Annotated in this window: 15 protein-coding genes; 6 read left to right on the top strand and 9 right to left on the bottom strand. The window is 73.3% G+C overall.

Annotated features, from left to right (window positions below; all coding sequences use genetic code 11):
• Window positions 1-31: 31 nt before the first annotated feature.
• The 7 genes from argH to argC form a co-directional block, all read right to left on the bottom strand.
• Window positions 32-1,450, bottom strand: coding sequence for an argininosuccinate lyase (gene argH, locus K8Z49_RS02895; protein WP_075024400.1), 1,419 nt, complete (start codon window positions 1,448-1,450; stop codon window positions 32-34).
• Window positions 1,451-1,588: 138 nt separating this feature from the next.
• Window positions 1,589-2,092, bottom strand: coding sequence for an arginine repressor (locus K8Z49_RS02890; protein WP_021596134.1), 504 nt, complete (start codon window positions 2,090-2,092; stop codon window positions 1,589-1,591).
• An 8-nt stretch (window positions 2,093-2,100) separates the two neighbouring features.
• Window positions 2,101-3,018 carry an ornithine carbamoyltransferase gene (gene argF / locus K8Z49_RS02885; protein ID WP_412517549.1) on the bottom strand — a complete coding sequence of 306 codons (918 nt, stop codon included), beginning with the start codon at window positions 3,016-3,018 and terminating at the stop codon, window positions 2,101-2,103.
• Between the two features lie 2 nt (window positions 3,019-3,020).
• A complete protein-coding gene (locus K8Z49_RS02880) occupies window positions 3,021-4,211 on the bottom strand; it encodes an acetylornithine transaminase (RefSeq protein WP_075024401.1) in 1,191 nt (396 codons plus the stop codon).
• 50 nt (window positions 4,212-4,261) lie between these two features.
• Window positions 4,262-5,191, bottom strand: a complete 930-nt coding sequence (gene argB, locus K8Z49_RS02875; protein WP_024936533.1) for an acetylglutamate kinase — start codon at window positions 5,189-5,191, stop codon at window positions 4,262-4,264.
• A gap of 23 nt (window positions 5,192-5,214) precedes the next feature.
• The gene (gene argJ, locus K8Z49_RS02870; RefSeq protein WP_021596138.1) at window positions 5,215-6,372 is read right to left on the bottom strand and encodes a bifunctional glutamate N-acetyltransferase/amino-acid acetyltransferase ArgJ; all 1,158 of its coding nucleotides are present in this window, start codon (window positions 6,370-6,372) and stop codon (window positions 5,215-5,217) included.
• Window positions 6,369-7,397, bottom strand: a complete 1,029-nt coding sequence (gene argC / locus K8Z49_RS02865) for an N-acetyl-gamma-glutamyl-phosphate reductase (protein WP_021596139.1) — start codon at window positions 7,395-7,397, stop codon at window positions 6,369-6,371. Before argC ends, argJ begins: the two co-directional genes overlap by 4 nt.
• A gap of 169 nt (window positions 7,398-7,566) precedes the next feature.
• On the opposite strand from argC, the gene K8Z49_RS02860 reads away from it, so the two are divergent.
• The 3 genes from K8Z49_RS02860 to K8Z49_RS02850 are packed head-to-tail and all read left to right on the top strand — an operon-like array spanning window position 7,567 to window position 9,877.
• Window positions 7,567-8,064 (top strand): MarR family winged helix-turn-helix transcriptional regulator, encoded by a 498-nt coding sequence (locus tag K8Z49_RS02860; RefSeq protein WP_021596140.1) that lies wholly within the window; start codon window positions 7,567-7,569, stop codon window positions 8,062-8,064.
• Window positions 8,061-9,029, top strand: coding sequence for an ABC transporter ATP-binding protein (locus K8Z49_RS02855; protein ID WP_075024403.1), 969 nt, complete (start codon window positions 8,061-8,063; stop codon window positions 9,027-9,029). The genes K8Z49_RS02860 and K8Z49_RS02855 overlap by 4 nt, the downstream gene beginning before the upstream one ends.
• On the top strand, window positions 9,026-9,877 hold the full coding sequence (locus K8Z49_RS02850; RefSeq protein WP_021596142.1) for an ABC transporter permease: 852 nt from the start codon (window positions 9,026-9,028) through the stop codon (window positions 9,875-9,877). Before K8Z49_RS02855 ends, K8Z49_RS02850 begins: the two co-directional genes overlap by 4 nt.
• A gap of 459 nt (window positions 9,878-10,336) precedes the next feature.
• Here K8Z49_RS02850 and K8Z49_RS02845 read toward each other — a convergent pair whose 3' ends face one another.
• Window positions 10,337-11,071 (bottom strand): hypothetical protein, encoded by a 735-nt coding sequence (locus tag K8Z49_RS02845; RefSeq protein WP_021596143.1) that lies wholly within the window; start codon window positions 11,069-11,071, stop codon window positions 10,337-10,339.
• Between the two features lie 87 nt (window positions 11,072-11,158).
• A complete protein-coding gene (locus K8Z49_RS02840; protein ID WP_412517548.1) occupies window positions 11,159-12,778 on the bottom strand; it encodes an ABC-F family ATP-binding cassette domain-containing protein in 1,620 nt (539 codons plus the stop codon).
• A gap of 264 nt (window positions 12,779-13,042) precedes the next feature.
• Between K8Z49_RS02840 and K8Z49_RS02835 the strand changes: the two genes are divergently transcribed.
• From K8Z49_RS02835 to K8Z49_RS02825, 3 genes are all read left to right on the top strand, one after another.
• Window positions 13,043-15,769, top strand: a complete 2,727-nt coding sequence (locus K8Z49_RS02835) for an ATP-binding protein (RefSeq protein ID WP_412517547.1) — start codon at window positions 13,043-13,045, stop codon at window positions 15,767-15,769.
• Window positions 15,770-15,834: 65 nt separating this feature from the next.
• Complete coding sequence (locus K8Z49_RS02830; protein ID WP_412517546.1) at window positions 15,835-16,131, top strand: ATP-binding cassette domain-containing protein; 297 nt, start codon at window positions 15,835-15,837, stop codon at window positions 16,129-16,131.
• A 369-nt stretch (window positions 16,132-16,500) separates the two neighbouring features.
• A complete protein-coding gene (locus tag K8Z49_RS02825; protein WP_021597472.1) occupies window positions 16,501-16,641 on the top strand; it encodes a hypothetical protein in 141 nt (46 codons plus the stop codon).
• The last annotated feature ends 12 nt before the right edge of the window (window positions 16,642-16,653 follow it).

The following is a 16,653-nucleotide window of genomic DNA, read 5'->3' as shown; positions in this document are numbered from 1 at the left end:
CACCGGCCGGCCCGCGGCGCCGCGCGCCGGCTCAGGAGTCCGAGCCGGACGCCCAGGCGGCGTGCTCGTTGACGAGCGCGCGCAGTGCGCCGATCTGCTCGCGGACGCGGTCGGGCGCGGTCCCGCCGTAGGCCTTGCGCGAGGCCAGGGCGCCCTGCACGTTCAGGACCTCGCGGACGTCCGGCGTCAGGTGCGGCGACACCTTGCCGAGCTCCTCGTCGGTGAGGTCGTCGAAGTCCTTGTCGTGGACCTGGCACCAGACGACGAGGTGCCCGACGACCTCGTGGGCGTCCCGGAACGCCACGCCGCGCCGGACGAGCAGCTCGGCCAGGTCGGTGGCGAGCGCGAAGCCGGCGGGGGCGAGGGCCTCCAGCCGCTCGGTGTTGACCCGCATCGTCGCGATGAGCCCGGACATGGCGGGCAGGACGAGCAGCAGCGTCTCGACGGCGTCGAAGGCGCCCTCCTTGTCCTCCTGCAGGTCGCGGTTGTAGGTGAGCGGGAGGCCCTTGAGGGTCGTGAGCAGGCCGACGAGGTGGCCGATGAGGCGGCCCGCCTTGCCGCGGGCCAGCTCCGCGACGTCGGGGTTCTTCTTCTGCGGCATGATCGACGACCCGGTGGCGTAGGTGTCGTCCATCTCGATCCAGCGGAACTCCTGCGACGCCCAGAGGCAGATCTCCTCGCCGAGCCGCGACAGGTGCACGCCGGCGAGCGCCGCCGCGAACAGGAACTCGGCGACGAAGTCGCGGTCGGCGACGGCGTCCATCGAGTTGGGCGCGGCGCCGTCGAAGCCGAGCTCGGCGGCGGTGGCCTGGGGGTCCAGCGGGAGCGACGACCCGGCGAGGGCGCCGGAGCCGAGCGGGGACACGGCGGCGCGCCGGTCCCAGTCGCGCAGCCGGTCGATGTCGCGGGTGAGCGGCTGGACGTGCGCGAGGAGCTGGTGGGAGAACAGCACGGGCTGGGCGTGCTGGAGGTGCGTCATGCCGGGCGCGGCGACGCCGAGGTTGTGCTCGGCCTGCGCGATCAGCGCGGTCTCCAGTTCGACCAGCCGCGAGACGATCTGCCGGGCGTGGTCGCGGAGGTAGAGGCGCAGGTCGGTGGCGACCTGGTCGTTGCGGCTGCGGCCGGCGCGCAGCTTGCCGCCGAGGGCGCCGAGGCGTTCGAGCAGGCCGCGCTCCAGGGCGGTGTGGACGTCCTCGTCGGCGACCGTGGGGCGGAACTCGCCGCTGCGGCACGCCGTCTCCAGGTCGTCCAGGGCACCGATCATGCGTTCCAGCTCGTCGTCGGTGAGCAGCCCCGCGCGGTTCAGGACGCGGGCGTGCGCGCGCGAGCCCATCAGGTCGTAGGGGGCGAGCCGCCAGTCGAACTGGACGCTCACCGAGAGCCGCGCGAGCGCGTCCGACGGGCCGCCTTCGAACCGGCCGCCCCACAGCCGCGTCGGTGCCTTGGTCACGGAGATCCTCTTCTTCCCACCGCTGAACGTTCGGTCATTGCCATCTCACCACGCCGTCCGGCCGCCCCGCGCACGGACGCGGCACGCGGCGGCGCGGCGCTCGTGGCGTCCGCCACAGGGTACGGCGAACGCGCCGGCCTAGGCTCGTCGCTCGCGGCCGCCGGTCAGCCTGAGCAGCGCCTGCGCCAGGTCCTCCCCGCCCTGCGGGTCGCGGGCGATCACGAGGATCGAGTCGTCGCCGGCGACGGTGCCGAGGATCGCCGGCCACTCGGCGTGGTCGATCGCCGAGGCGAGGTACTGGGCGGCGCCGGGCGGGGTCCGCACCATGACCAGATTGGCCGACGCCTCGGCCGAGACGAGCAGTTCGGCGGCGAGCCGGGAGAGCCGTCCGGTGAAGGTCTCGGCGGCGCCGGTGCGGGCCCGCCGGATCCGCTCGCCGCCCTCGCCGGGGACGGCGTAGATCAGGCTGCCGTCGTCGGCGCGCAGCTTGACCGCGCCGATCTCGACCAGGTCGCGGGACAGCGTGGCCTGGGTGACCTCGACGCCCGCGTCGCCGAGCAGCTTCGCCAGCTCGCCCTGGGAGTGGACGGGGTGCCGGGTCAGCAGCTCGATCACCCGGGCGTGCCGGGCGGCCTTGGTCATGGGGGTCGTCACCGGGCGCGCTCCAGCAGCCAGACGAGCAGCGCCTTCTGGGCGTGCAGCCGGTTCTCCGCCTCGTCCCACACCCTGCTCTGGGGGCCGTCCAGGACGGACGCGGCGATCTCCTTGCCGCGGTAGGCGGGCAGGCAGTGCAGCACGACCGCCTCCGGGGCGGCCAGTGCGAGCAGGACGTCGTCGACGGCGTACGGCTCGTACAGCGAGGTGTCCTTGCCCTGCTGGCCCATCGACACCCACGTGTCGGTGGCGAGGACGTCGGCGCCGGCGGCGGCGGCGCGGGCGTCGTCGGTGACGGTCACGGACCCGCCGGTGGCGCCGGCGATCTCGGTGGCGCGGGCCAGGACGGCGGGGTCGGGGGGCAGCGGCGCGGGGGCGGCGACGCGGACGTGCATCCCCGCGGTGGCGCAGCCGAGCAGGTAGGAGTGCGCCATGTTGTTGGCGCCGTCGCCGAAGTAGGCGAGGGTGACGCCGCGCAGGTCGCCCTTGGCCTCCCGGACGGTCTGCAGGTCGGCGAGGACCTGGCAGGGGTGGAACTCGTCGGTGAGGGCGTTGACCACCGGGACGGTGGTGCCGGCGGCCATCTCCTCGATGCGCTCCTGCCCGGCCGTCCGCCACACGATCGCGCTGACCTGCCGTTCGAGGACGCGCGCGGTGTCGGCGATGGTCTCGCCGCGGCCGAGCTGGCTCGTCCCGGCGTCCATCACGAGCGGGTTGCCGCCGAGTTCGGCGATGCCGACGGTGAACGAGATCCGCGTCCGGGTGGAGGGCTTGTCGAACAGCACGGCCACCGACCGGGGGCCCTCCAGCGGCCGATGCCCGAACCGGTCCTTCTTCACCTGCGCGGCGAGGTCGAGGACGTCGGCCTGCTCGGCGGGAGTCAGGTCGTCGTCGCGGAGGAAGTGCCTGGTCACGGTCAGTTCTCCTGCTCAGGGGAGGCAGCGTCGAGGATAGCGGGGAACGCGCCGGCGAACGACCGCGCCTGCTCGGCGGTGAGGATCAGCGGCGGGGCGAGGCGGACGGCGTCCGGCTGGAGCGCGTTGACCAGGAAGCCGGCGTCGCGCGCGGCGGCCTCGACGGCGGGCGCGTGCGGGCCGGTGAGGACCGCCGCCCGCCACAGCCCGCGGCCCCGCACGCCCGCGAGGAGCGGGTGGCCGATGGCGTCGAGCTCCGCAGCGAGGGTCTCCCCCACGGCGGCGGCGTGGGCGAGCAGGCCGTCCTTCTCGATGGTGGTGAGGACGGCGAGGGCCGCCGCCGCTGCCACCGGGTTGCCGCCGAAGGTGCTGCCGTGGTCGCCCTTGGCGAACAGGTCGCCGTTCGGCCCGAACGCGACGCACGCCCCGATCGGGAGCCCTCCGCCCAGGCCCTTGGCGAGGGTGAGGACGTCGGGCCTGGCGTTCTCGTGCTCGAACGCGAACCAGGTCCCCGTCCGGCCGATCGCGGACTGGATCTCGTCGGCGACGAACAGCGCGCCCGCCTCGTCGCAGACGCGGCGGGCGGCGGCGAAGTAGCCGTCCGGCGGCGGGACGACACCGGCCTCGCCCTGCGTGGGCTCCAGGAAGACCGCCGCGCAGTCCTCGTCCACCGCGTCCTCCAGGGCCGCGGCGTCGCCGTAGGGCACGAACCTGACGTCGATGCCGAACGGCCCGAACGGCTCCCGGATCGACGCCTTGCCCGTCAGGGACAGCGCGCCGAGGGAGCGGCCGTGGAACCCGTTCTCCGCCGCGACGAAGTACGACCGCCCGTTCGCCTTCCCGTACTTGATGGCGAGCTTCAGCGCGCACTCGTTGGCCTCGGTGCCGCTGTTGGCGAGGAACACCCGGCCGCCGCCGAGCAGGTCCCGCAGCCGCTCGGCGAGCAGCACCTCCGGCTCGTGCAGGAACAGGTTGGACGTGTGCGCCAGCGTCGCGACCTGCGACGACACCGCCGCCACGAGGGCAGGGTGGGCGTGCCCGAGCGAGTTGACCGCGATCCCGGCGATGAGGTCGAGATACTCGCGGCCCTCGGTGTCCCACACCCGGCAGCCCTCACCGCGCGCCAGCGCCACCGGCGGGACGCCGTAGTTCGGCATGAACGCCGCCTCGAACCGCTCCCTGAGATCGCTCATGCCTGTCTCCTGCGGGGGGACGACCCCCCGCACCCCCCGGTTCGCTCCGCTCATGCCGTCTCTGCCTCTGTTCCATGCTTCGCCGCAGCGGCACCCGGGAGGCTGGGCAGCACCATCGTTCCGATCCCTTCGTCGGTGAAGATCTCCAGAAGCAGCGAGTGCAGGACGCGGCCGTCCAGCACGTGGGCCTGCGGGACGCCGCCGCGCACGGCCGTCAGGCAGGCCTCCATCTTCGGCACCATCCCGGCCGACAGGCCCGGCAGCAGGACGGCCAGCTCGTCGGTGGTGAGCCGGTCGATCACGTCGTCGCTGTCGGGCCAGTCCGCGTAGAGGCCCTCGACGTCGGTGAGGACGACGAGCTTCTCCGCGTCCAGCGCGACGGCGAGCGCGGCGGCGGCCGTGTCGGCGTTGACGTTGTAGACCTCGCCGTCGTCGCCGCGCGCGATGCTGGAGATCACCGGGACGCGGCCGTCGTCCAGCAGCGAACGGACGGCGCCGACCTGCACCTCGACGATCTCGCCGACCTGGCCGATGTCGACGGCCTCGCCGTCCACGACCGCGTGCTTGCGCTCGGCGGTGAACAGGTTCGCGTCCTCGCCGGACATGCCGAGGGCGAACGGCCCGTGCCGGTTGATCAGCCCGACGACGTCCCGCTGCACCTGGCCGGTCAGCACCATCCGGACGACCTCCATGGCCTCCGGCGTGGTGACCCGCAGCCCGGCGGTGAACGTCGAGTCGATGCCGTTGCGGGCGAGCGCCTCGTTGATCTGCGGTCCGCCGCCGTGCACGATCACCGGCTTCAGCCCCGCGTAGCGCAGGAACACGACGTCCTCGGCGAACGAGTGCCGCAGCTCCTCGTCGGTCATCGCGTGCCCGCCGTACTTGATCACGACGGTCCTGCCGTGGAACCGCTCCAGCCACGGCAGCGCCTTGATCAGCGTCTCCGCCTTCGACATGACGCCGAGCCGGTTCTTGCGCATCTCGGCGCCGGGAGTGACCGCGCTCATGTGGAGTACGCCGAGTTCTCGTGGACGTAGTCGGCCGTGAGGTCGGTCGTCCAGACGGTCGCGCTGTGCGGGCCGGCGGACAGGTCGACGGTGATCGTCACGTCGCGGGGGCGCAGGTCGACCTTGTCGCGGTCGTCGCCGAACGAGCCGTCGCGGCACACCCACACGCCGTTGATCGCGACGTTCACCTGGTCGGGCTCGAAGACCGCGTCGGTGGTGCCGACCGCCGACAGCACCCGGCCCCAGTTCGGGTCCTCGCCGTGGATGGCGCACTTGAGCAGGTTGTTGCGGGCGATGGAGCGCCCGACGGTGACGGCGTCGTCCTCGGACGCGGCGCCGACGACCTCGATCGCGATGGCCTTGGACGCGCCCTCGGCGTCCACGAGCAGCTGCCGGGTGAGGTCGCCGCACACCTCGGTGAGCAGGGCGGTGAACTCCTCCTCGTCCGGGACGACCCCGGCGGCGCCCGAGGCGAGCAGCAGGACGGTGTCGTTGGTGGACATGCACCCGTCGGAGTCGAGCCGGTCGAGGGTGACGCCGGTGGCGGCGCGCAGCGCCCGGTCCAGCGCCGCCGCGGGCAGGTCGGCGTCGGTGGTGACGACGCACAGCATGGTCGCCAGGGACGGCGCGAGCATGCCCGCGCCCTTGGCCATCGCCCCGATCATGTAGCCGCCGGCGCCCTGCCGGAAGGCGATCTTCGCGACGGTGTCGGTGGTGCGGATCGCGTCGGCGGCGGCGAGCCCGCCGTCCCCGCGCGACAGCTCCGCGGCGGCCTTCTCGACGCCGGGCAGCAGCAGGTCCATGGGGAGCCGCTCGCCGATCAGCCCGGTGGAGCAGACCGCGATCTCGCCCGCCGAGTCCTCGATGACGCCGGCCGCCTTCTCGGCGGTGGCGTGGGTGTCCTGGAAGCCCGCGGAGCCGGTGCACGCGTTGGCGCCGCCCGCGTTCAGCACGACCGCGCGGACGCGGCCGCCCTTGAGCACCTGCTCCGACCACAGGACGGGCGCGGCCTTCACGCGGTTGCGGGTGAAGACGCCGGCGGCGGCGCGGGACGGCCCGTCGTTGACGACGAGGGCCAGGTCGCGGCTGCCGCTGTCCTTCAGCCCGGCGACGACGCCGGCGGCGCGGAAACCCCGGGGGGCGGTGACGCTCAAGGGGACACTCCGATCGTGGTCAGCCCGAGTTCTTCCGGGAGGCCGAGGGCGAGGTTGGCGCTCTGCACCGCGCCGCCCGCGGTGCCCTTGGTGAGGTTGTCGACGGCGGCGACCACGACGAGGCGGCCGGCCGCCTCGTCCAGGGCGGCCTGGACGAGGACGGTGTTCGCGCCGAGCGTCATGGACGTCGCGGGCCACCGCCCCTCCGGCAGGAGCCCGAGGAACGGCTCGTCCGCGTACGCCTCCTCGTACGCGGCGCGCAGCGCCGCGGCGGTGACGCCGGGCCGGGCCCTGGCGGTGCAGGTGGCGAGGATGCCGCGGCTCATCGGGGCGAGCGTCGGGGTGAAGGAGACCGTGACCGGCTCCCCCGCGACCGCGCCGAGGTTCTGGATCATCTCGGGCGTATGCCTATGCGTCCCGCCGGCGGCGTAGGCGGACACCGAGCCCATCACCTCGCTGCCCAGCAGGTGCGGTTTGAGGGCCCGTCCGGCGCCCGAGGTGCCGGACGCGGCGACCACGACGACGTCGGGTTCGGCGAGGCCGGCGGCGAACGCAGGGAAGAGCGCGAGCGACACCGCGGTCGGGTAGCAGCCGGGGACGGCGACGCGCCTGGTGGCGCGCAGCGCGTCCCGGTGGCCGGGCAGTTCGGGGAGGCCGTAGGGCCAGGTGCCGGCGTGGGGCGTCCCGTAGAACCGCTCCCAGGCGGCGGCGTCGGAGAGCCGGTGGTCGGCACCGCAGTCGACGACCAGCACGTCCGCGCCGAGCCGTTCGGCGATCGGACCGGACTGCCCGTGCGGCAGCGCCAGGAACACCACGTCGTGGCCGGAGAGCGCCTCCGGGGTGGTCTCCTCCAGGACGCGTCCGGCGAGGGATCGCAGGTGCGGCTGGTGCGCGCCCAGTTCGGTGCCCGCGTTGGAGCCCGCCGTCAGCGCGCCGATCTCGAACTCTGGATGTCCCGCCAGGATGCGCAGCAGCTCGCCGCCCGCGTAACCGCTGGCGCCGGCGACCGCCGTCCGGATTCCCATGTCCCCGCCCTTCATGCGTATCAAGCAAGAGTATGCATGAGGCTGGATGTCTATTCAACGACGGGGTCGCCTTTCCCGCCCGCTGAGACGAGCGCCACAGGGCCGATGCGAGGTAGTTAGAGGTCTAAAGATTTGCCCTCTAATCATCAGCCCTCTAACATCATCGGTCATGGAGAAATCCAGCATCGAGGACCTGAAGCTCTTCGGGCCCGTGGAGGAGTGGCCGATCGGACGGCTGTTCGGGGCCGCGGCCCGGATGTCCGGCCCCATCGTGTGGCGGATCATCGAGAGGCACGGCATCAGCCCCGCGGGGTTCTTCCTGCTGCGGCTGCTCGTCGTCGAGGACGGGCTGCGTCCCGGCGAGGTCGCCAAGCGCCTGCTCGTCACCCCGGCCACGGTCACCTCGGTGGTCGACACCCTGGAACGCAACGGGCACGTGCGCCGCGAACGCTCCTACCGCGACCGGCGCGGCGTGATGCTGCGCATCACCGACTCCGGCCGGCGGCTGCTGGCGGAGAAGTCCGCGCCCATCGGCCGGGATCTCGCCCGCCTCTACGACGTCGTCGACGAGGAGGACGAGGCGGCCGTCCGCAGGTTCCTGCTCAAGCTGATCGACAAGTTCGAGAACTACTCCCCCGACGAGGAAGAGAAGGAAGAGGGCGCGTGACAGAACCCCCGGAGGCCGCCGTCCGCACGGTCGGCCTCAAGAAGACCTACCCCGCGTCCGGTCCGCGCCCGGCGGTGCCCGCCGTGCAGGGCATCGACCTGGACGTCCCGCGCGGCGAGTTCTTCGGGCTGCTCGGCCCGAACGGCGCGGGCAAGTCGACCACCATCGGCATGCTCACCACGCTGGTCGTCCCGACCGGCGGCAGCGCGCACGTGACCGGCCTGGACGTGGTGAAGGACGCCGTCGAGATCAAGCGGCGCATCGGCGTGGTGTCGCAGAACAACACCCTCGACAGCGACCTGACCGTCGCCGAGAACCTGGAGTTCCGGGGCCGGTACTTCGGGCTGGGCGCGCGCGACGCCCGCGCGCGGGCCGCCGAGCTGCTGGAGCTGTTCGGGCTCACCGAGCAGCGCGGCGGCAACCCCTTCGAGATCTCCGGCGGGCAGGCCAAGCGCGTCATGATCTGCCGGGCCCTCATGCACGGGCCGGAGGTGCTGTTCCTGGACGAACCGACCGCCGGCCTCGACCCGCAGACCCGCACGAACCTGTGGGAGGTGCTGCGGGGCCTGCAGGCGGCCGGGCAGACCATCGTCCTCACCACCCACTACATGGAGGAGGCCGAGGCGCTCTGCGACCGGGTCGCGGTCGTCGACCACGGCAAGATCCTCGCCAGCGGCACCGTGGACCAGCTCAAGTCCAGCGCGGGCGCCGACACCGTCATCACCGTGACCTACGACTCCGCCGCCCCGGAGGAGATCAGGAAGCTCGGCGACCGGGAGGGCATCGGCCGGGTCGAGGTCACCGGCGGCCAGGTGCGCGTGTTCGCCGCCGAACCCGACGGCATCCTCGGCGAGCTCGTCACCATCGGGTCGGCCGCCGGCGTCGGCGTCACCGACGCCACGCAGCTGCGGCCCAGCCTGGAGACCGTCTTCCTCACCCTCACCGGAAGGGACTACCGAGAATGACCGCGACCGCCGCGCCCGCCGTCCTGGCCCCGCCGCCGCCGGCGCGGGCGACCCTGCCCCGCACCTTCGCCGCGATGATGGCGCGCGAGGCGCGGGTCATGCGCAAGAACTTCCTGTCGACGTTCGTCCGGGTGCTGGTGCAGCCGGTGATGTTCGTGTTCGTGTTCGCCTACGTGCTGCCCAAGCTCGGCGGCGGCGCCATGGCGGGCGGGCCGGGCGGGCCGACGTTCTCCACCATCCTGCTGCCCGGCCTCGTCGGCTCCTCGATCATCATGCAGGCGATGATGGCGGTGATCTTCCCGCTGATGATGGAGCTGAACTGGCAGAAGTCCATCACCGACCGGGCGCTCGCCCCGGTGCCCATCCCGCTGCTGGCCACCCAGAAGATCATCGCGGCGGCCGTGCAGGGGCTGATCGGCGGGCTGCTGGTGTTCCCCGCCGTGCTGTTCATCCACGCCGAGGGGCAGTCGCCCGAGGTGCACGTGAGCAACTGGCCGGTGCTGATCCTGGTGATGGTGGCCGGGTCGCTGCTGTCGGCGTCGGGCGGCCTGCTGCTCGGGACGCTGATGAACCCGCAGAAGGTCCAGGTGCTGTTCGCGATGGTGCTGCTGCCGATGACGATGCTCGGCTGCGTGTACTACCCGTGGTCGGCGCTGGAGAACATCCGCTGGCTGCAGATCGCCAGCCTGTTCAACCCGCTGGTGTACGTCAGCGAGGGGCTGCGCAGCGCGCTCACGCCGGACATCCCGCACATGCCGGTCTGGGCGTTCCTCGTGGCCATCGTCGGCGGGACGGTCCTGCTGACGTGGGCCGCGACCCGCACGTTCACCAAGCGCGTGCTGACCTGACGCCGGGCGCGGAGCGGGGCCCGGGGGTTTTGCCGCCCCCCGGGCCCCTGTGGTTACCGCCCATTTGGCACGCCGGCACATGGATGGACGCGGATCAGCCTGAAGCCCTCGCGCGTTGCCGTTACGCCATCGCCCCACGAGCGGAGCGAGCCGGACTCGAACCGGCATCTCAAGGGTGATCGTCCACGTCCGCGCGATCCGGCGATCGGCGGTGAATGCTGAGTCTGGAGCGAGAGTCTGAGTTTGAGCGGGCGGACTGCCTCTACCGGTTGGGCTACCCCGGCCTGGATGCCGGGGGCGGGATTCGAACCCGCACTGTCGCCGGCCCTGATCAGCTTCGGCTTCAGCTTCAGCTTGCGCTCCTCGCGCACCCTCCGCTCTATGGCGGAGGGATCCTGGTGACCTGTCCCCTGTCGACTTGTTCCTATTGAGTTGTCCCGTATCCACCGCGCCGGCGGATCAGGCGAAGAGGTATCCGAAGACCGCCTCGCCGACGCGCTGGTCCGTCACCTCGATGCCGTTGGCCTCCTCGCGCGCGAACTTGACCGCGTCCTGCAGCCGCTCGACGCGGCCGAGCAGCTCGTTGACGCGCCGCGCCGGGAGGGCGCCGGAGAACTTCACCGTCGTCCAGTGCCCGACGGCGACGTCCTCGTAGTACACCTCGACCTGGGCCGGGTGCTTCTCCGTCGCCTCCGCCTTGACGTGGTTGCGCGGGACCTTCCTGGTCTTCACGGTGCGGACGGCCTCCGTCCGCCACACGTCGGTGGAGGGGTCGAACGTCCACGTCTCCGCGGCGTCCAGCACCGGCAGCTTCTTGACGAAGGTGTGCAGGTCCTTCAGCTGCTTCTCCAGGAACAGCAGGTAGGAGACGGGCACGTCGCGCAGGAGGGTCGTGCCGTCCACCGTCACGTCGGCGCGGGCGGTGCAGTTCGCCCAGTCCTTCGTGGCGGTCACGTCGAACAGCCGCGTCAGCGAGGCCGTGACCTCGCGCAGGACGTCGTCCACCTTGGTCTGCACCCGGGTGGACTCCGGCGGCAGCTGCTCGCCGTCCTCGTCCTTCGGCTGGTAGGCCCGCGAGATGCCGGACAGCAGCGGAGCCTTCTGGACGGCGTGGTGCGCGGCGGTCAGGTCCTGGAAGGACTTGCTCTTGACGCCCTTCTCCACCGCGATGATCTGGTTCAGCTTGGTCGGCACCCCGTCACTCCCCTCGTGTCGACCATGACCGTAACAGCGGCGGATACGGAGATCACCGCATTTTTCCGCACTCGGACGCTCTGCGGCTCACTCCATCGGCTCGATCTCGGTCAGGCCGGTCGCGCGGTCCATCCGGAGCCAGCGGGTGAGGCCGAGCGTGCGCAGGAACGGCACATCGTGGCTGACCACGATCAGCGCGCCCTCGTAGGCGGCGAGGGCCTGGCCGAGCTGCGCGGCGCTGGCCATGTCGAGGTTGTTCGTCGGCTCGTCCAGCAGGAGGAGCCGCGGGGCGGGCTCGGCGAGCAGCAGCGACGCCAGCACGGCGCGGAAACGCTCGCCGCCCGACAGCGTCCCGGCGAGCTGGTCGGCCCGCGCGCCGCGGAACAGGAACCGCGCGAGCCCCGCCCTGACCTCGGGCGGCGACGCCGAGGGCGCCTGCGCGCGGACGTTGCCGGCGACGCTGAGCCCCTCGTCCAGGACGTCGAGCCGCTGCGGCAGGTACCGGACGCCGTCCACGCCGATCTTGACGGCCACCCCCTCCGGGACGCGGTCGCCGGTGAGCGCCCGCAGGAGTGTGGTCTTGCCGGACCCGTTCGGGCCGACCAGCGCGATCCGCTCCGGACCCCGGACGATCAGCTCGGTCAGCGTGCCGGGCTCCGGCTCGGGCGCGGCGAGCCCGGTCACGGTCATGACCGTCCGCCCGGCCGGGACGCGGGTGGCGGGCAGCTCGACGCGGATCTCGGCGTCCTCGCGGACCGCCCCTTCCGCCTCGGTGAGCCTCGTCCGGGCGTCGGCGAGCCGCTCCTCGTGCATGATGCGGTGCTTGCCGGCCGACTCCTGCGCGGCCCGCTTGCGCGCCCCCATGACGATCTTCGGCTCGCGCTTGCTCTCCTGCATCTTCTTGCCGTACCGCCGGCGGCGGGCCAGCTTGACGTGCGCCTCCTCCAGCTCGCGCTTCTGGCGGCGCAGGTCGGTCTCGGCCGCCCTGACCGTGCGTTCCGCGGCCTCCTTCTCGACGGCGAGCAGGTCCTCATAGGCGGACAGGTTGCCGCCGAACGTCCGGATCTCACCGTCCCGCAGGTCGGCGATCTCGTCGACGCGGTCGAGCAGCTCGCGGTCGTGGCTGACGACCACGAGCACGCCCGTCCAGGACGCGACCGCGTCGTAGAGGCGATGCCGCGCGTCCAGATCGAGGTTGTTGGTCGGCTCGTCGAGCAGGAGGACGTCGGGACGGGCGAGGAACCGGGCCGCGAGCCCGACCATCACCGCCTCGCCGCCCGACAGCGTCGGGACGGTCCGGTCCAGGTCGAGGTGGACGAGGCCGAGCCGGTCGAGCTCGGCGCGGGCGCGCTCCTCGACGTCCCAGTCGTCCCCCACGGCGGCGAAGTTCTCCTCGGTGGCCTCACCGCGTTCGATGGCGTGCAGCGCGGCGCGCGTCGCGGTGATGCCGAGCAGGTCCGAGACCGTGGCCGTGCCGTCGAGGACGAGGTTCTGCGGCAGGTAGCCGATCTCCCCCTCCACGGCGACACCGCCCGACCCGGGACGCAGCTCCCCAGCGATGATCTTCAGCAGGGTGGACTTGCCGGACCCGTTCACGCCGATCAGTCCCGTCCGGCCGGTGCCGAAGGCGGCGTCCAGGCCGTCCAGGACGACGGTGCCGTCCTCCCAGGCGAACGACAGGTCCGAGCACACGATCGCGAAAGACATAGGGGTGGCCTCCATGGTGGAAGAGAAGGTGCGGGACGCATGGAGACACCGCGGATCGCGCGACGCGCCGGCGGGGCATGAGAAAGCCCGGCGGGTTCGGAGTCCGTACTGAGGTCACGTGCGCGGGGCCGTCAGCGGCCACTGCGCGGTGTCGGACCTCAGATCCTCAACGGACTCCCCAGCCGGGCGGCAATGTGACCTGTCGAAGACTACCCCACGATTTATCGCAACACAAGTAGCGTTAAGAATCGCCATGCTGTGCGGATGAGAAACGTCAGCCCCGTCTTCGCCGGACGGGCCGCGGAGCTGCGCGAGTTACGCGCGGCGCACGCGCGGGCGTGCGCCGGCGAGCCCGCCGCCGTGCTCATCGGCGGTGAGGCCGGCGGCGGGAAGACGCGCCTGGTCACCGAGTTCACCCGCGACCTGCGCACGCTGACCGGCGGGTGCCTCGACCTCGGCGCCGCGAGCCTGCCGTACGCCCCGTTCAGCGCGATCCTGCGGCACCTCGGCCGGGACGCGATCACCTCGCTGATGCCCGCGGCCGCCCTGCCGGACCTGGCCCGCCTGATGCCCGCGCTGACCGCCGCCGCGCTTCCGCCGGACGACGGCACCGGCCAGATGCGCCTGTTCGAGCACGTCCTCACGCTGATCGAGCGGGCGGGCGCGGCCGAACCGGCCGTCCTGGTGGTGGAGGACGCGCACTGGGCCGACCGCTCCACCCGCGACCTGCTGACGTTCCTGTTCCGCAACCCGCCGCGCGCCCGGGTGCTGCCGGTGGTCACCTTCCGCCCCGAGGAGCCGGACGCGCGGCCGTGGTTCGCCGAGCTGGCCCGGCTCCCCCACGTCACCCGGCTGGACCTGCCGCCTCTCACGGCGGCCGAGGTGGGCGACCAGGTGCGCGGCATCCTCGGAGACGCCGACCCGGTCCTGGTGCGGCACGCCCACGCGCGCGCCGGCGGCAATCCCCTGTTCGTCGAGGCGCTCGCCGGTAACCCCGGCGACACGGTGCCGGGGTCCCTGCGCGACCTGCTGCTCGACCGCGTCCGGCGGCTGCCCGTCAGCGCCCGGACGGCGCTGAGCGCGGTGAGCGCCGCCGGTGACCGGGTCGGGCACGCGCTGCTGGCGGCGGTCACCGGCCAGGCCGACCCCGCCCTGAGCGAGGCGCTGCGGCAGGCCGTGGATCACGGTCTGCTCGTCCCGGACCGTGACGGGTACGCGTTCCGGCACGCGCTCATCCGCGAGGCCGTCCACGGGAACCTTCTCCCGGGCGAACGCTCCGCCCTCCACCGCCGGTATGCCGAGGTCATCGAGCGCTCCCCCGACCTCAGCGAGACGCCGGAGAGCGCACTGGCGGTCCACTGGCAGGGCTGCGGCGACCATGCGAAGGCCCTGGCCGCGGCGTGGCGGGCCGCCGGGGAGCGGCACGCGGCCACGGCCTACGCCGAAGTGCTGAGCATGCTGGAACGCGTCCTGGACCTGTGGGACCGCGTGCCGGAAGCGGCGTCCCTCACCGGCTGCACCCGCCACGAGGTCATGATGAACGCAGCCCAGGCCGCGGGAGCGGCGGGCGATCCGCACCGCGGCCTCCCGCTCGTCGAGCGGATGCTCCGCGAGTCCGGCCAGAGCGCCCCGGAGCTGCTCGCCCTCCGGGCGATGATGCGCGGGTTCCAGGAGAGCGGCGACGACGAGATGGCCGACCTCCGCGAAGCCGAGCGCCTCGCCACCGAGCCCGGGCCCGTCCGCGTCCGGGTCCTCGCCCAGCTGAGCGCCCGGCTGCTGGTGCGCGGGGAGGCCGTCGAGGCCGCGCGGCTCGGCCGGGAGGGGCTGGAACTGGCCCGCCGCCTAGGCCCGCCGGTGGAAGGCTCAGGTCTGGAGGTCACCGTCGCCGCCGCGGCGGCGCGGGACGGCGACGGCGACCTGACCGGGCTGGAGCGGCTCCGGCATCGGGACCTCGACCCGCCGGAGCGCATCCGGGCGCTCAACACGCTGATGCACTGCGCCATGAACGCGGGCCGCTCCGCCGACGCGCTGGCGCTCGCGGCCGAGGGCCTCGCCGCCGCGGAGCAGGCGGGGCTCACGCACAGCAGGGGCCTGCCGCTGGCCGCCAACCTGGTCGAGACGCTGTACCGGCTGGGCCGCTGGGACGAGGCCGCCGACACGCTCCAGCGGCACCTCGACCGCCATCACGCCCCGTCGTTCCGGCTCCAGATGATGATCTGGCGCATCGCGCTGCTCGCCGCACGGGGCGGCGGCCCGGAACCCGATCCGGAGGCCCTGGCCGTCCCGCCCGACGCCGGGTTCCCGCAGGCCGCGCTGCCCCTCGCACAGATGATCATCGAGTGGAGGCTGTCGGCGGACGACCGGGCGGCGGCACGTGCCACCGCCGAGGCCGCCCTGCGCCATCCGCGGCTGACCGTCCAGCCCTGCTACGCCTGGCCGCTGCTGGAGGCCGCCGCCCGCGCCGGAGGCCCGTCGCTCTCCCGGATCGCGGAGGTCGCCGGACGGCTGTCCGCCGTGACCCCGGTGGCCGAGGCGCACCGGGCGGCCGTGACCGCCCTGACCGGCGGCCCCGCCGCCTGGGACACGGTGATCGGCATCTGGGAGCGGCTGGAGCGGCCGTATCCGCTCGCCTCCGCCCTGTTCGACGCCGCCTGCGCCGACCTGGCGGACCGGGACCGGTCGAGCGCGAGGTCCCGGCTGGGCCGCGCCGCCGGGATCGCCGCCGCCCTCGGCGCCGCGCCGCTGGCCCGGCGGATCTCCGAACGCGCCCGCCGCGCCGGCCTCGCAGGACCGTCCGGCGGCCCGCTCACCGCCCGCGAGGCGGAGGTCGTCCGGCTGCTGGCGCGCGGACGGTCCAACCGGGAGATCGCCGAAGAGCTGGTCATCTCCCCCAAGACCGCCAGCGTCCACGTCTCCAACATCCTCGCCAAGCTCGGCGTCGCCTCCCGGGGCGAGGCCGCAGCCGCCGCCCGCGACCGCGGCCTGGTGTGAGATAAGGCGCCGCCTTATGGCTCCGCGCCCCTCCTTACGGTGACGGTCGAGGCACGGAAGCCGCCGTGCACACCTCCCGCCTGCGCCGCACCTACGAGCGCGGCCGCCGGGACCCCGTCGTCGCCCTGGGCGACCTGACCCTGACCGTCGGGCAGAACGAGACCCACGGCCTGCTCGGCCCGAACGGCGCGGGCAGGACCACCCTCATCAAGATCCTCTCCACCGTGCTGCTGCCGTCGGGCGGGTCCGCGCGGATCCTCGGCCACGACGTGGTCGCCGACACGGGCTCTGGGTCGCCGCGCTCGACCACGCCGGGCGCATCGTCCCCGAGGACCGCTGGGCCGGGCGGTTCTCCCCGATGATCGCGGCGCCCGTCCCACTGGGCCCGGTGGTGGCCGGACGGGTCGCGACGGTGGTGCTGGTGGGTGCCGCGGCGTTCGCGGAGTCGTGGACCGTGGCGGCGCTCGGATTCGGCAGGGTGGTGACGGTCGCCGACCCCGCGCTGCTCGCGCTCGCGGTCGCGGTCACCTGCCTGGCGACGGTGGGGACGGCGACGCCGCTGTCGGCGGCGCTCGTGGTGTCGCGCGCGGGAGGTTCTGCAGAACTCGCTTGGCTACCCGTTCTACACCCTCGGCGGGATCCTCGTCCCGGTCACAGCGCTGCCCGGCTGGCTGCATCCGCTCAACCATGCCGCGTTCCTGTCCTGGAGCGCGGACCTGCTGCGCGACGCCGTGCGCGGTGAGGCGCACGGCTGGGCCAGGCCGTTCACGGCGATCCCCGGGCTCGGCGCGGCGGCGATGGCGGCGGGGCTGTCGCTGACGCGCCGCTACGTGGACCGGGCCCGCCGGGAAGGGACGGTGGGCTTCGCATGAGGGACGTGCTCC

Origin of the sequence: Actinomadura madurae (assembly GCF_047130825.1) — a bacterium.
Lineage (GTDB): Bacteria > Actinomycetota > Actinomycetes > Streptosporangiales > Streptosporangiaceae > Spirillospora > Spirillospora madurae.
Note: the sequence above shows the minus strand (reverse complement) of the source record. Positions and strands in the feature narration are given on the sequence as shown.

Coding starts and splice junctions, on each gene's coding strand:
- K8Z49_RS02890 (WP_021596134.1), bottom strand. CDS start 2,092: ATGACCAAGGCCGCCCGGCACGCCCGGGTGATCGAGCTGCTGACCCGG.
- K8Z49_RS02880 (WP_075024401.1), bottom strand. CDS start 4,211: ATGAGCGATCTCAGGGAGCGGTTCGAGGCGGCGTTCATGCCGAACTAC.
- argB (WP_024936533.1), bottom strand. CDS start 5,191: ATGCGCAAGAACCGGCTCGGCGTCATGTCGAAGGCGGAGACGCTGATC.
- argC (WP_021596139.1), bottom strand. CDS start 7,397: ATGGGAATCCGGACGGCGGTCGCCGGCGCCAGCGGTTACGCGGGCGGC.
- K8Z49_RS02860 (WP_021596140.1), top strand. CDS start 7,567: ATGGAGAAATCCAGCATCGAGGACCTGAAGCTCTTCGGGCCCGTGGAG.
- K8Z49_RS02850 (WP_021596142.1), top strand. CDS start 9,026: ATGACCGCGACCGCCGCGCCCGCCGTCCTGGCCCCGCCGCCGCCGGCG.
- K8Z49_RS02840 (WP_412517548.1), bottom strand. CDS start 12,778: ATGTCTTTCGCGATCGTGTGCTCGGACCTGTCGTTCGCCTGGGAGGAC.
- K8Z49_RS02835 (WP_412517547.1), top strand. CDS start 13,043: ATGAGAAACGTCAGCCCCGTCTTCGCCGGACGGGCCGCGGAGCTGCGC.